At 73.4% G+C, this 12,173-nt stretch carries 14 protein-coding genes and 1 riboswitch; of the genes, 9 read left to right on the top strand and 5 right to left on the bottom strand.

The features are described from left to right. Positions 1 to 304 precede the first annotated feature (304 nt). The 6 genes from ACYP53_RS37205 to ACYP53_RS37180 all read left to right on the top strand — a co-directional run bounded on the left by ACYP53_RS37205 (position 305) and on the right by ACYP53_RS37180 (position 4,511). Complete coding sequence (locus ACYP53_RS37205) at positions 305 to 871, top strand: TetR/AcrR family transcriptional regulator (protein ID WP_459650649.1); 567 nt, start codon at positions 305 to 307, stop codon at positions 869 to 871. Positions 872 to 996: 125 nt separating this feature from the next. Beyond that, positions 997 to 1,614: a DUF4865 family protein gene (locus tag ACYP53_RS37200; RefSeq protein WP_459650648.1), complete on the top strand. Its 618-nt coding sequence runs from the start codon at positions 997 to 999 to the stop codon at positions 1,612 to 1,614. 17 nt (positions 1,615 to 1,631) lie between these two features. Continuing rightward, the gene (locus tag ACYP53_RS37195) at positions 1,632 to 2,111 is read left to right on the top strand and encodes a carboxymuconolactone decarboxylase family protein (protein WP_459650647.1); all 480 of its coding nucleotides are present in this window, start codon (positions 1,632 to 1,634) and stop codon (positions 2,109 to 2,111) included. Then, the gene (locus tag ACYP53_RS37190) at positions 2,108 to 3,052 is read left to right on the top strand and encodes a phosphotriesterase family protein (RefSeq protein WP_459650646.1); all 945 of its coding nucleotides are present in this window, start codon (positions 2,108 to 2,110) and stop codon (positions 3,050 to 3,052) included. The genes ACYP53_RS37195 and ACYP53_RS37190 overlap by 4 nt, the downstream gene beginning before the upstream one ends. 210 nt (positions 3,053 to 3,262) lie before the next feature. Continuing rightward, positions 3,263 to 3,937 (top strand): Pr6Pr family membrane protein, encoded by a 675-nt coding sequence (locus ACYP53_RS37185; protein ID WP_459650645.1) that lies wholly within the window; start codon positions 3,263 to 3,265, stop codon positions 3,935 to 3,937. Positions 3,938 to 3,974: 37 nt separating this feature from the next. Next, on the top strand, positions 3,975 to 4,511 hold the full coding sequence (locus ACYP53_RS37180; RefSeq protein WP_459650644.1) for a GNAT family N-acetyltransferase: 537 nt from the start codon (positions 3,975 to 3,977) through the stop codon (positions 4,509 to 4,511). Between the two features lie 73 nt (positions 4,512 to 4,584). Here ACYP53_RS37180 and ACYP53_RS37175 read toward each other — a convergent pair whose 3' ends face one another. Continuing rightward, the gene (locus ACYP53_RS37175; RefSeq protein WP_459650643.1) at positions 4,585 to 5,349 is read right to left on the bottom strand and encodes an SDR family NAD(P)-dependent oxidoreductase; all 765 of its coding nucleotides are present in this window, start codon (positions 5,347 to 5,349) and stop codon (positions 4,585 to 4,587) included. Positions 5,350 to 5,487: 138 nt separating this feature from the next. On the opposite strand from ACYP53_RS37175, the gene ACYP53_RS37170 reads away from it, so the two are divergent. Beyond that, entirely contained in the window at positions 5,488 to 6,108 is a 621-nt protein-coding gene (locus ACYP53_RS37170) for a TetR family transcriptional regulator (RefSeq protein WP_459650642.1), read from the top strand. Between the two features lie 30 nt (positions 6,109 to 6,138). Here the strand turns inward: ACYP53_RS37170 and ACYP53_RS37165 are convergent, their stop codons facing one another. Continuing rightward, on the bottom strand, positions 6,139 to 6,573 hold the full coding sequence (locus ACYP53_RS37165; protein WP_459650641.1) for a PPOX class F420-dependent oxidoreductase: 435 nt from the start codon (positions 6,571 to 6,573) through the stop codon (positions 6,139 to 6,141). Between the two features lie 344 nt (positions 6,574 to 6,917). Between ACYP53_RS37165 and ACYP53_RS37160 the strand changes: the two genes are divergently transcribed. Continuing rightward, on the top strand, positions 6,918 to 8,060 hold the full coding sequence (locus ACYP53_RS37160; protein ID WP_189913749.1) for an alpha/beta hydrolase: 1,143 nt from the start codon (positions 6,918 to 6,920) through the stop codon (positions 8,058 to 8,060). A gap of 108 nt (positions 8,061 to 8,168) precedes the next feature. On the opposite strand, the gene ACYP53_RS37155 is transcribed toward ACYP53_RS37160, so the two are convergent. After that, positions 8,169 to 8,498: a phenolic acid decarboxylase gene (locus ACYP53_RS37155; protein WP_189913748.1), complete on the bottom strand. Its 330-nt coding sequence runs from the start codon at positions 8,496 to 8,498 to the stop codon at positions 8,169 to 8,171. A 371-nt stretch (positions 8,499 to 8,869) separates the two neighbouring features. After that, positions 8,870 to 9,026: riboswitch (cyclic di-AMP (ydaO/yuaA leader) on the top strand. 20 nt (positions 9,027 to 9,046) lie between these two features. Between ACYP53_RS37155 and ACYP53_RS37150 the strand changes: the two genes are divergently transcribed. Continuing rightward, complete coding sequence (locus tag ACYP53_RS37150) at positions 9,047 to 10,282, top strand: glycoside hydrolase family 16 protein (RefSeq protein ID WP_459650640.1); 1,236 nt, start codon at positions 9,047 to 9,049, stop codon at positions 10,280 to 10,282. A gap of 128 nt (positions 10,283 to 10,410) precedes the next feature. On the opposite strand, the gene ACYP53_RS37145 is transcribed toward ACYP53_RS37150, so the two are convergent. Both ACYP53_RS37145 and ACYP53_RS37140 read right to left on the bottom strand, forming a co-directional pair. Continuing rightward, complete coding sequence (locus ACYP53_RS37145; protein WP_459650639.1) at positions 10,411 to 11,058, bottom strand: hypothetical protein; 648 nt, start codon at positions 11,056 to 11,058, stop codon at positions 10,411 to 10,413. A 235-nt stretch (positions 11,059 to 11,293) separates the two neighbouring features. Further along, entirely contained in the window at positions 11,294 to 12,139 is an 846-nt protein-coding gene (locus tag ACYP53_RS37140; protein WP_189913746.1) for an IclR family transcriptional regulator, read from the bottom strand. Positions 12,140 to 12,173 lie beyond the last annotated feature (34 nt).

The raw sequence follows: 12,173 nt of genomic DNA, 5'->3' as shown, positions 1-12,173 counted from the left end.
TGCGCCGTGCACCCCCCTACTCGGCGTGACGCCGGCCACCGTGGGTGACGTGACGCGCGCCACCGGTCGCACCGGAATGCCGGTCGGCGGTGCGGGGGATGACGAACGGTCGAGGGGCCGTGGCCGCCGGGGGGCGGCGCACGGCCCTCCGTCTTCGCCCGGCCGCCGACAGCCGGGCCGTCTCGGACCGTCCTGGGCCGGCTCGGACCGGCTCGGGCGGTCCCGGCTCGGGGTGGTCCGGGTCGGAAACCGGAGCCGCGATACCACTAGCCTTCTGTACCTACTGGTATGTACAGTGATCCACATGAGCACTCAGGACCGTCTCATCGAGAGCACCCAGGACCTCCTCTGGGAGCGCGGCTACGTCGGCACCAGCCCGAAGGCCATCCAGCAGCGCTCCGGCGTCGGCCAGGGCAGCATGTACCACCACTTCACCGGCAAGCCCGACCTCGCGGCCGCCGCCCTGCGCCGCAGTGCCGAGCAGCTGCGGGGCATCGCCGAGGCCGACCTCGGCGTTCCCGGCACCGCGTACGAGCGCATCGCCGCGTACCTGCGCCGCGACCGCGACGTCCTGCGCGGCTGCCGGATCGGCCGGATGGCCCAGGACCCGGACGTCGTCGCCGACCCGCAGCTGCGTGCCCCCGTCGAGGAGACCTTCGACTGGCTGCGCGGCCGGATCGCCGACCTGGTCGCCGAGGGGCAGGCGGACGGTGAGTTCGCTCCCGGCCTGGATCCGGCGGACACCGCCGCCGCCGTGGTCGCCGTCGTCCAGGGCGGCTACGTGCTGGCCCGGGCCGCGGACAGCGCCGAGCCCTTCGACCGGGCCGTCCGCGGCGCCCTCGGCCTGCTCGCGGCCCACCGAAGGGGCTGACGCCGCGCCGTGAGGCCCGAGGTCATGTCGACCTGACGACCTGACGACCTGACGACCTGACGACCTGACGACCCCGGCACCGCGCCCGACGAACGGTCTGCCGCACCGACCCGAGGAGTCCCGCCGTGCACGCCATGCAGTACGAGATCACCCTCCCCGCCGACTACGACATGGGCATCATCCGCAAGCGGGTCGCCGACAAGGGCCATCTGCTCGACGCCCACCCCGGCCTCGGCCTCAAGGCGTACCTGGTCCGTGAGCGCGGCCACCAGGGGTCGCCGGTCAACCAGTACGCGCCGTTCTACCTCTGGCGCACCGCCGAGGGCATGAACAGCTTCCTCTGGGGCCCGGGCTTCCGGGGCCTGAGCGCCGACTTCGGCCGCCCCGCCGTCCACCACTGGCTCGGCGCCGGCCTGGCCCGCGGCAGCGCGGCGGAGGCGGCCGAGACCAGGGCCGGAACCGCCGGGACCGCCGAAGCCGCCCCGACCACCGCGACCCGCGACACCGTACGGCTGCCGGAGGGCGTCGACCCGGCCGAGGCCGTCGAGCGGGCGCTCGCCGAACTCCCCGCGCACCCGGCCCTGCACACCGCCGCCGTCGCCGTGGACCCGAGCCGCTGGGAACTGCTCACCCTCGCCCTCTGGCACGGCCCCGCCCCGGAGGACGTGCCCGGCGCCCGCTACCAGGTGCTGCACCTCTCCCGCCCCGAACTCGACCGGCTGCCGGCCGGCCGCCACTGGTGAAAGGACCCGCTGTCCCGATGACTCCCACCACACCGATCCCGGCCGACCTCGCCCCGGCGCCGTCGGACCGCGAAGCCGGCTACGCCCTGCTCGCCGAACTCGCCGGCCCGGCCTCCGCCACCGCCCTCGGCGGCCTGGACGCCCTCGCCCCCGGGTTCCCCGACTGGATCGTCACCAGCCTCTTCGGCGGCACCTACCAGCGGCCCGGACTCGCCCTGCGCGACCGCCAGGTGGCCAACCTCGCCGCACTCACCGCGCTCGGCGGCGTGGAGCCCCAGCTCGCCGACCACGTCCGCTACAGCCTGCGGATCGGCCTGACACCGGAGGAGATCACCGAGGTCATGGTCCACCTCGCCCCGTACGTCGGCCTCCCCAAGGCCCTGGCCGGCCTGCGCGTCGCGACCGCCACCTACGCCGAAGCCGCCACGGCCGGCGCCGGCGCCGGCTCAGCCACCACAGCCACCGCGCCCACCGAAGCCCCGAAGGAGCAGGCATGAGCCGCACCGTCCGGACCGTCCTCGGCGACCTCGCGCCCGCCGACCTCGGCGTCACCGACTCCCACGACCACCTCTTCATCCGCAGCCCGCTGCTCGCCGGCCAGGAACTGGACGACCCGGCCGCCGCCGAGGAGGTCCTGCGGGCCTTCGCGGCCGCCGGTGGCCGCTCCTTCGTCCAGTGGACTCCGAGGGGCATGGGCCGGGGCGCCGACACCCTCGCCGCGCTCTCCCGGACGACCGGCGTCCACATCGTCGCCGCCACGGGGGCGCACCAGGCGGTCCACTACACGCCGGGCGCCGACCCCGCCGTCAACAGCCCCGACGTCCCCGACACGTCCGCCTCCGAGGACCTCGCCGAGCGCTTCGTCGCCGACATCACCACCGGACTGCCGGGTGCGGCCGAGGGCGTCCGCGCAGGGTTGATCAAGGTCGCGGACGACCCGGGGCGCACCACCCCGCACACCCACCGCACGATGGCCGCGGCCGCCGAGGCGCACCACGCCACCGGAGCGCCGATCGCCGTCCACCTCGAACCGGAGGGCGATCCGCACGAGGTCCTGGTCCGGCTGAGCGGCCGGCACGGCGTCCGGCCCGACCGGATCATCCTCGGACACCTCACCCGCTTCCCGGACCGCGCCGTGTACCGCGGCCTCGCCGCCGAGGGCGTCCACCTCGCGCTGGACAGCCCCTCCCGGGCGGGCCACCCCGCCGACCTCCAGGCCTTCGACGTCATCGCCGACCTGGTCGAGGCGGGCCACGCCGACCGGCTGCTCCTCGGCGCCGACACCACCACCCGCACCGCCCGGCAGGCGGGCGGCCCGGTCCGCCTGCTCACCGACCTCGCCCCGCGACTGGCCCGCACCTTCGGCCCGGAGCTGACCGAACTGCTCCTCACCACCAACCCGGCCACGGCCTTCGCCGCCGACTGGCGCACCCCGTGAGCCCGACCCGGCCGCTGCCCGGGGGCGCGCCCCGCCGAAGCCGCCGCGAGGCTCGGGCCGGCTCCTGTGGCCGACTCCGCCCGCCCGGGTTTGAATCCGAGTAGCCCTCCCGCCGGACGACCGTACGGCCGGACAACCGGATGATCGACCGTACGGACCGGATGACCGGACGACCGGGGGAGGGGCGCTCGCAGAGAGGCGGATCCGACGATGCCCGCACCACCGGTCCACGCGTGGCTCGCGCCCGCCCGGCTCGCCGTCGCGGCCCTCGCCGCCGTCGCCCTCTGCTTCTCCGGCTACCGCGCGGCGAACGACCCCACCGGGGTGCTGAACTTCTTCGGCTCCTTCACCAACCTGAGCAACCTGGCCGGCCTCGCCGTCCTGGGCTACGGCGGCTGGGCGGGCCTGGCCGACCGCCGCCCGGTGCCGGACGAGGTGCGCGGGGCGGTGGTGCTCTACCTGGCGATCACCGGGCTGGCCTTCGGCACGCTGCTGGCGACGTACCCGGAGCACCTGGTGATCCCGTGGGTGGGTGACGTGCTGCACCGGGTGGTGCCGCTCCTGGTGCTCGCCGACTGGCTGGTCGACCCGCCGGTGCGGCGGGTACGCCCGGCGGTCGTGCTCGGCTGGCTGGGGCTTCCGCTGCTGTACCTGGCGTACGTCCTGCTGCGCGGCCACGCCGTCGACTGGTACCCGTACCCGTTCCTCGACCCGCGGCTGCACGGCGGCTACCGCCGGGTGGCCGGGGCCTGCTTCCTGATGACGGTGGCCTTCCTCCTGGCCGGGGCCGCCGTCGCCGCGGCGGGCAACACCCTCGCCGACCGGCGCGACGCCCGCGGCGGCACGCTCCCGAGGGGCCGTCACGCCCGGGCCCGAACGGGCTGACGATCACCCGACGCGGTCCGGTCTACGGTGATCGGCCATGGTGACACTCCGAACCCTCACGACCGCCGACTGGCCGCTCTGGCGCGACCTCCGCCTCGCGGCTCTGACCGACGCGCCGTACGCCTTCACGTACGGCCTCGCCGAGTGGCACGACGGCGGCGAGGAACGCTGGCGGGCCCGGCTCCACCTCCCGGGCGCCCACCACGTCGCCGCCTTCCTGGACGACGTCCCAGGCACAGCGCCCGCCACCCCCGCCACCCCGGTCGGCCTCGTCGGCGGGGTCCTCGGGTCGCCCGAGGGCGTACGGGAGCTGCGCTCGCTGTGGGTCGCCCCGCGGGCGCGCGGCCGGGGCGTCGCCGACCGGCTGATCGAGGAGGTCGAGCGCTGGGCCCGTGCCGGCGGCGGCACCACCCTCCACCTCGGCGTCCTCCCCGGGAACACCGCCGCCCTCGTCCTCTACCGCCGCCACGGCTTCACCCCGCTCACGCCCACCGAAGCGGACGCGGGCGAGGGTACGGAGGCCGTCGCGGACGCGGGCGGCCGGGAGATCCGCCTGTCCAAGCCCCTCCGCTGACGCCGCGCGGGGCCCGCGCCGTACGGGGGACGGCACGGGCCCCCGCCGTTCGGGACCGCGTGGGCGGGCTGGGTCACATGTGCGTGCCGCCGTCGATGCGGAGCTCGGTACCGGTCACGAAGGCGCCGTCGTCGGAGGCGAGCATGGCGATCACGCCGGCCACCGTCTCCGGGCCCGCGAAGCCCTGGCCGAGGGCGGGGGCGAGCTTGGCGAGCAGGCTGAAGTCGGTGTCGGCGGGCAGGCCGGGGTTGTTGGTCATGCCGCTGTCGATGCTGCCCGGGGCGACGCAGACCGCGCGCAGGCCCTGCTTCGAGTACTCCGAGGCGATGGCGTGGGTGAAGGACTGGATGCCGCCCTTGGTCGCGGCGTACGCGGCCATGTAGGGGTGGGCGAAGCTCGCGGAGGTGGAGCTGAAGTTGACCACCACGCCCTTGCCGGCGGCGAGCAGCGCGGGGAGCGCCTCGCGGGTCATCAGGAAGGTGCCGGTGAGGTTCACCGCGAGGAGCGTGTTCCAGAACTCCAGGCTGGTCTCGTGGGTGTGCGAGGCGCGGAGGATTCCGGCCGCGTTGACCAGGACGTCCAGGCCGCCCAGGGCGGCGACCGCCTCGGCGACGCCCGCGACGACGGCGACCTCGTCGGAGATGTCCAGGACCCGGATGGCCAGGCGGTCCGCGGTGCCGTCGGTGGTCGCGCGGTCCAGGGTCTTCTTCAGACCGTCCTCGTTGACGTCGACGGCGACGACGTTCCCGCCCTCGGCGAGGATCCGGTGCGCGGTCGCCTGGCCGATGCCCGAGCCGCCGCCGGTGATCAGGACGTTCCGTCCGCTGAAGCGCTCCATGGTGGTACTCCGTTCCGTTCGTGGTCTCTCGACCTCTGGCGGCACGGTACGCCTACTTGGCACGACGTGCCAAAAAGTCTTGTCGTGCCAACTCGGCGTGGAGTGCCACAGTGGCATTCGCCCGCGTAGGCTGACCCCGTGACCGGACGCCCGACCCTGAACCAGCGCCGCCGTGACGCCACCCGGCTGGAGATCGCCCGCACCGCCGCCGCGCTCTTCGCCGAGCAGGGGGCGGAATCGACCACCGCCGAAGAGATCGCGCTCGCCGCGGGCATCTCGCTGCGCACCTTCTACCGGTACTTCTCCGTCAAGGAGGACGCCGTCGCCCCGCTGCTCGCGGCCGGCGGACGGCAGTGGGTCGACCAGCTCGCCGACAGCCCGGACGACCTGCCGCTGCGCGAGGCGCTGGAGCGCGCGGCGGTCGCGTCGCTGACGCCGCCCGACGAGGCGGGCGCGGAGATGATGCGGTGGACCCGCAGCCTGCTGCGCGACCCGCGGCTGGAGGGAACCTGGCAGCGGGTCCACGCCGACTCGGAGGAACGGCTGCGGGTCGTCCTCGCCGAACGCTGCCCACAGGGCACCGACCCGCTGGAGATCCGGCTGGCCGCCGCCGCGGCCACCGCGGCGATCCGGGTGGCCCTGGAGCAGTGGGCCACCTCCGACGCCCCCGCCACCGGCCCGGGCTCCCCGCAGGACCTGGGCGCGCGCTGCATGCGGGAGCTCACGGCGGGGCTGCGGCTCTGGGGGCGGGTGTCCTGAGGGCCCAGGGGCCGGCGGGCGAAGGCGGGGTCAGTCGGCCCGGTGGGTGGCGGGCAGGGGCTCGACGCCGACGACCCGGCGGATCCGGGTGGGCTGGACGAACACGGTGACCCGCCGCTCGCCCGGGATGCCCCACTCGTAGCGGTCCACGCCGAGGTACTTGTGCGCGAGGCGGTCCATCTGGCGGTCGGCCGTCTCGCCGGTCACGAACTCGACGGCCCGGCCGTGGATCTGGACGCGGTCGTACGGGTCGGTCGGGTCCGCGTGGGAGAGGCAGACGCGGGGGTCGCGGCGGAGGTTCCGCTCCTTGACCCGGCCGATGGTGGTGTTGAAGAACACCCGGTCGTCCGCCAGGTCCACCCACATCGGTGTGACGTGCGGGGCGCCGTCCACCCCGGTGGTCGCCACGTACCAGATCCGCGGCTCCCGTACCCGGGCCCTGATCTCCGCCGTCCAGCCGCCCATCGGTCGCCTCCTGTGTCGGGCCCGCACCGGTTCGCGCCGGGCTGCGCCGGCTCGCATCGGTTCGTTCCCCCGTCGTCGCCCGGGCCAACCCGACAGCGGACGGGTCACAGCGGACGGGTGACAGCTGACAGAATTCAGATTTCAGCTTTCAGATTTCGAAAGTTGTCAGCTGTCATCTGTCATCCGTCCGCTGTCATCCGTTCCTCGCGAACTCCCAGACTCGCGGGCCTTCTCCCAGGTAGCGCTAGGGTTGGTCCTCGCGTCCCGGCGGGGGAACCGGGGTGACCTCCTCGGATGTCCCCAGCGGAGGGGACTGGAGTTCGAGGCGTGGGAGCAAGTAGGACATGGGTCTGACGAGCCACAAGGTGTTGGCGCTGACCGTAGTGATCGCCCTCCTGGTGATGGGGGGTACGGTCTGGCTGTGGCCCAGGCTGGCCAAGAAGTCCTGGCAGGCGGTGCTCGGCCGGATCGGCGCGCTGTTCGCCACCCAGCTCACGGTGCTCGCGGCGCTCGGCCTGGTGGCGAACAACTACTTCGCCTTCTACAGCAGTTGGGACGACTTGCTGGGCACCGGCCAGACCGGCCCGGTGGTGATCCACAACAAGGCGGACGCCGCCGGCCGGCTCGTGGTGGAGACGATCGGCCACGCCGCGGTCAAGGGCGGCGGTGCGATGGGCCGTGAGCCCAGCCAGTCCGGCGAGATCCGCAAGGTCCGGATCGACGGCGCGGTCAGCCGGCTGTCCACCGAGGGCTACGTCTTCCTGCCCCCGCAGTACTTCCAGCCGGAGTACGCGCAGAAGCAGTTCCCGGCCGTGATCGTCAGCACCGGATTCCCGGGGATCGCCGAGAACCTGATCACCCGCTTCAACTACCCGGGCGCGGCGCTCAAGCTGCTGCAGGAGGGCCGGATGCAGCCGACCGTCATGGTCCTGATGCGTCCCTCGCCCGCGCTGCCGCAGGACACCGAGTGCGAGGACATCCCGAACGGCGCGCAGTCCGACACGTACTTCACCAAGGACGTGCCCTCGGCGATCCAGGCCAGCTACCGGGTCTCGTCCGACCCGCAGGCCTGGGCCTTCATGGGCAACTCGACCGGCGGCTACTGCGCGCTCAAGCTGGCCATGCGCCACCCGGACGTCTTCCCGACGGCCGTCGCCCTCTCGGCCTACTACGACGCCGCCGACGACCCGACCACGGGTGACCTGTTCGGCGGCAGCAAGCAGCGCCGGGACGAGGCCAACCTGATGTGGCGGCTGAAGAACCTGCCGCCGCCGAAGGTGTCCGTGCTGCTCGCCGGCACCAAGAAGGGCGACGGCGACTACCGGCGGGAGACCGAGGCCTTCGTCGACGCGGTGCAGAGCCCGATGAAGGTCTCGTACAGCATGCTGGAGAACGGCGGCCACAACTTCGAGACCTGGAGCGCGCTGCTGCCGTCCTCGCTGGAGTGGATGTCCCAGCACCTCAAGGTGCCGAACCAGACCGTCTGACCTGGACCGCCCGGCCGCCGACCGTCCGAACAGACCGAAGCGTCCGAACAGAGCGAACAGACCGAACCCCCGGAGCCCGCGGCCCCGGGGGTTCGGTCGTCAGGCGGTTCAGGCCACCCGCTCCAGCGTGCCGGTGTGCAGCTGCCCGACCCGGCCGCCCTCGCCCTCGAAGGTCCAGAACGCCCGGACCGTCTGCGCGTTGAGGTCCATCACATGACTGACGGTGATCCCGCTCTGCTCCGTCCAGCTGACGAAGTAGATCCCCGGCGCGACCTCGGCGACGTGCAGTCGCACGTCCTCCCACTGGCCCGCGGACTCGCCGAGGCCCTCCCAGCGCAGCCGCGTGCCGTCGGCCGAGTAGGTGTTGCGGAAGGCCGCGCCGTTGTCGGCCCGGAAGACGTAGGTGCGGCCGGCGAAGGCGGGCAGGGACACGGTCATGGTGGGGCGGCTCCTCGTTTCGGGGTTCGGTGCTCTTGTGCACTGCGGAAGATGTCAGGCCTCCAATTTATCCGACCGGGTGAATTCGGTCAGATCTTTGTCACGGTGTGGCCCGGCCACGGTGCGGATCGCGACCGCAGCCGGGCCGCAGCGGGGCCACCGCGCCGGCCCGAAGCCCGGCCACCACTGGGCCGCGCGAGGTGATCAACTCGGCCACCACGCAGCGTCGTTGATCGACACCACTGTGAGCTGCACGACAACCGGCCCGAGGAAGTTGTCCGTTCACGTACGGCCTGCCTAGCCTGCAACGACCGTCCGCCTCCGCGGACCCCGTCGCCGGGACGCCGAGTCCTGTCCACTCGCCGACGGGTCACCGAGCACCACAGCGGACAGGGGCGGGGGAACCAAGGTCGGCGCCCGGCCCCGTGCGCTCGCGCGTACGGGTCGAGGCTAGGGGTGAAGCCGCTCCACAGGCGGCCGGGCAACTGCAGCCCGAACCCGACAGCTAACCTCGCAGGCGTCGCAGAGGCCACCACATGCGTATATCGATGCCTGCTGCCCGGAGCCACGCGCCGCGCCACGCCGCCCGTTCCTCCCGCCGCGGCCGCAACGCCGCCTTCGCCGCCACCGGGGCGCTCGCCATCAGCGGCGCCGGACTGCTCGGAGTGCCCTCCGTCACCGGTGCCCAGGCCGCCACCGCGCCCACCGTCACCCAGGACCGTCTCGCCCCGGCCACCATGGTCGCGGGCAAGGCCACCACGGCCTCGCTCGCCCTGCACTCCTCGGCCTGCTTCACCGCGAAGACCGTGGGCGTCGGCGTGCGCGACGCGCGCGGCACCAACCTGGACTTCCCCGGTAACGCCTCCAACCTGCAGATCTGCCCGGGCGGGGTGAACTTCACCAGCGGTGCGCGCACCCTGCCCGCCGGGACGTACACCCAGTTCGGCTTCTGGCAGGACCAGGCGGGCGCCTGGCACAACCTGCCCGCGCAGCAGCTGGTGGTCTCGACCGCCGCCACCCCGGCCCCGGCGCCGAGCCCCACCCCGACGCCGAGCGCCACCGCGACCCCGACCACCCCGGCGCCGTCCTCCCCGGTCGCCGGCAAGTCGCTGACCTGGTCCGACGAGTTCAACAGCGGGATCTCCTGGGGCCAGCGCTGGGTCGGCGACAAGAGCAGCTCGTACCACTACGGCAACCACAATCCGGACGACAACAAGCTGGACTGGCTGAACAAGAACAACGTCAGCGTCGCCAACGGGGTCGCCACCTTCACCGCCGCGCCCGGCTCCAACACCCTGGAGAACGGCAAGCAGGCCTGGAACACCGGCTTCCTGACCACCGAGGGCTCCAGCGAGGGCTTCCAGGTCAAGACCGGCGACTACGCCGAGACCCGGGTCAAGCTGCCGGCCGGCACCGGAGCCTGGCCCGCCCTGTGGACCTGGAAGAACGGCAACGGGGAGATCGACTCCTTCGAGTACCACCCCGACAACCCGAACCTGCTGGAGCTGACCAACCACGTCAACCCCAGCACCCCGAAGTACTACACCGACGCGAGCGCCGTCGCGAAGGACCAGTGGGTGACCATCGGCACCTACTACGGCGCCACCTCCGTGGACTGGTACGTCAACGGCGTCAAGGTCCACTCGGACGGCAAGGGCGTCGGCTCCAACTGGTCGGCGTACCTGATCCTCAACCTCTCGGTGTGCGCCGGGAAGTACCACCCCGCGCCGCAGGGGACCGCCCCGATCACCATGGCCGCCGACTACGTCCGCGTCTACCGCTGACCGGCGGCGGGTGACCGGTGACCGGTGACCGGTGATCGCTAACCCGTAGGACCGCCCCACCGGGGCCGGAGGCCGGCAGCCGCTCGTCGGCGCCCGGCACCCGGTGGGGCGAACCTGGTTCAGGGACCCTAGGCCGTCTCGACCACCTTGAGGTCGAACGGCTGCCGGTTGTTGTTCCCGTTCCGGTCGTCCGGGCTGCGCAGCGCGACGAAGCCCTCGTGCGAGCCGAACGCGATGTCGTCGGAGAGGCGCACCGGGATGAGTGCGGTGGCGCTGCGGCCTTCCTTCAGTCCGGGCCCGAAGACACAGCGCACCCGGTGGCCGTTCTGGAACACCTCGCAGTCGGTGGGGAAGAACGGAGGGTCGGGCGTCACTCCCTCCGGCAGGGTGACCACGACCGTGACCGGGGAGGCGGTGGTGTCCGGGCCCAGGTTGGCGATGAAGGCGTGGATGGTCGTGCGGCCGCCGGGCGGTGCCGGGTCCGGGTCGAGCTGGACCACCTCCAGGTCGGAGTCGGACGGCGCGGCCGCGAGGGCGGGCAAGGTGGACACCTCGGGGGAGGCGGACGTTCCCGGTGCGCCCGGTGCGACGACGTCCACCGCCGGACGGGGCTCCGGCCGGCGCAGTGCCCAGGACGGGCCGGTGGCCAGCATCGCCACCGCGCAGCCCGCCGTCACGGCCGCGACCAGCCCGGCCCCGCCGAACCCCTTGCTCCTCGCGCTGCCGCGCGACTCCGTTCCACCCCGTGCGACGCCCCGTACATCCCGGTGCTTCATCCCGGTCACCCTGCTCTCGTGCTCCGGCGGCCCGCACCGTCGCGGGCCGCGTCCGGGATCAGCGTGGCCGAGCCGCCGTCGCGACCGAGGGGTAACCCGATCCGCCCCGCTCGCCGTCCGCCCGAATGGAGGACGCGCGGTCCTTCCCGCCGGAGCGCGGGGTTGACGGGAGTCGGGGTGCGAGTCCGAACGGGGCGCCGGACGGGGTGCCGAATGGGGTGCCGGGCGTGCCGGGTCAGGGGGCGAGGACCTGCCCCAGCCGGGTCGCGATCTGCTGCATCACCGGTACCAGCGAGGCGGCCCCGGCCTGCTCCTCCAGGGCCCGGATGCGGGCCTCCGGCCCGGAGACCGAGAGCGCGGTGGGCGTCGGCGCGCCCGGGACGGCGAGCGCGATGCAGCGGACGCCGATCTCCTGCTCCTGGTCGTCGACGACGTAGCCGCGTTCGCGCGCCTCGGCGAGCTGGCGCATCAGCTCCTGCGGGTCGGTGACCGTGTACTCGGTGTGCGCCGCCAGCGGGTTGGGGCCGAGGACGGCGCGGGCCTCCTCCTCGGGCAGCTGGGCGAGCAGGGCCTTGCCGACGCCGGTGCAGTGCGGCTGCACCCGCCGGCCGACCTCGGTGAACATCCGCATCGAGCGGCGCGACTGCACCTGGCCGACGTAGACCACCTCGCCGCCCTCCAGCACCGCCAGGTTGGCGGTCTCGCCGGTGGCCTCCATGAGTTCGGCCAGGTAGGGGCGGGCCCAGCTGCCGAGCAGCCGGCCGGCCGTCTCGCCGAGGCGGATCAGCCGGGGGCCGAGGGTGTAGCGGCGGGCGGTGTCCTGGCGGACATAGCCCTGCTGGACGAGGGTACGAACCAGTCGGTGGATGGTCGGCATCGGGAGGCCGGAGGTGGTGGAGAGCTCGCTGAGCGTGGCCACGCCGCCCGAGTCGGCCAGCGCCTCCAGGAGTTGGAAGGCGCGCTCGACGGACTGCACGCCGCCGCTCGCGCGGTCGGCGCCCGTCGTCGATGCTGTGTCGGGGGTCGCAACCACCGGCGTTCCCTTCGCTGTCGGGGAGGAGTAGAGTCCCGGCGACCTCATCAACAAACCGTTGAAATTCTGTATCGCGGAAACT

The organism is Kitasatospora sp. Ki12, assembly GCF_054601375.1.
Note: the sequence above shows the minus strand (reverse complement) of the source record. Positions and strands in the feature narration are given on the sequence as shown.

Coding starts and splice junctions, on each gene's coding strand:
- ACYP53_RS37205 (WP_459650649.1), top strand. CDS start 305: ATGAGCACTCAGGACCGTCTCATCGAGAGCACCCAGGACCTCCTCTGG.
- ACYP53_RS37195 (WP_459650647.1), top strand. CDS start 1,632: ATGACTCCCACCACACCGATCCCGGCCGACCTCGCCCCGGCGCCGTCG.
- ACYP53_RS37190 (WP_459650646.1), top strand. CDS start 2,108: ATGAGCCGCACCGTCCGGACCGTCCTCGGCGACCTCGCGCCCGCCGAC.
- ACYP53_RS37185 (WP_459650645.1), top strand. CDS start 3,263: ATGCCCGCACCACCGGTCCACGCGTGGCTCGCGCCCGCCCGGCTCGCC.
- ACYP53_RS37180 (WP_459650644.1), top strand. CDS start 3,975: ATGGTGACACTCCGAACCCTCACGACCGCCGACTGGCCGCTCTGGCGC.
- ACYP53_RS37175 (WP_459650643.1), bottom strand. CDS start 5,349: ATGGAGCGCTTCAGCGGACGGAACGTCCTGATCACCGGCGGCGGCTCG.
- ACYP53_RS37165 (WP_459650641.1), bottom strand. CDS start 6,573: ATGGGCGGCTGGACGGCGGAGATCAGGGCCCGGGTACGGGAGCCGCGG.
- ACYP53_RS37160 (WP_189913749.1), top strand. CDS start 6,918: ATGGGTCTGACGAGCCACAAGGTGTTGGCGCTGACCGTAGTGATCGCC.
- ACYP53_RS37155 (WP_189913748.1), bottom strand. CDS start 8,498: ATGACCGTGTCCCTGCCCGCCTTCGCCGGCCGCACCTACGTCTTCCGG.
- ACYP53_RS37150 (WP_459650640.1), top strand. CDS start 9,047: ATGCCTGCTGCCCGGAGCCACGCGCCGCGCCACGCCGCCCGTTCCTCC.
- ACYP53_RS37145 (WP_459650639.1), bottom strand. CDS start 11,058: ATGAAGCACCGGGATGTACGGGGCGTCGCACGGGGTGGAACGGAGTCG.
- ACYP53_RS37140 (WP_189913746.1), bottom strand. CDS start 12,139: ATGAGGTCGCCGGGACTCTACTCCTCCCCGACAGCGAAGGGAACGCCG.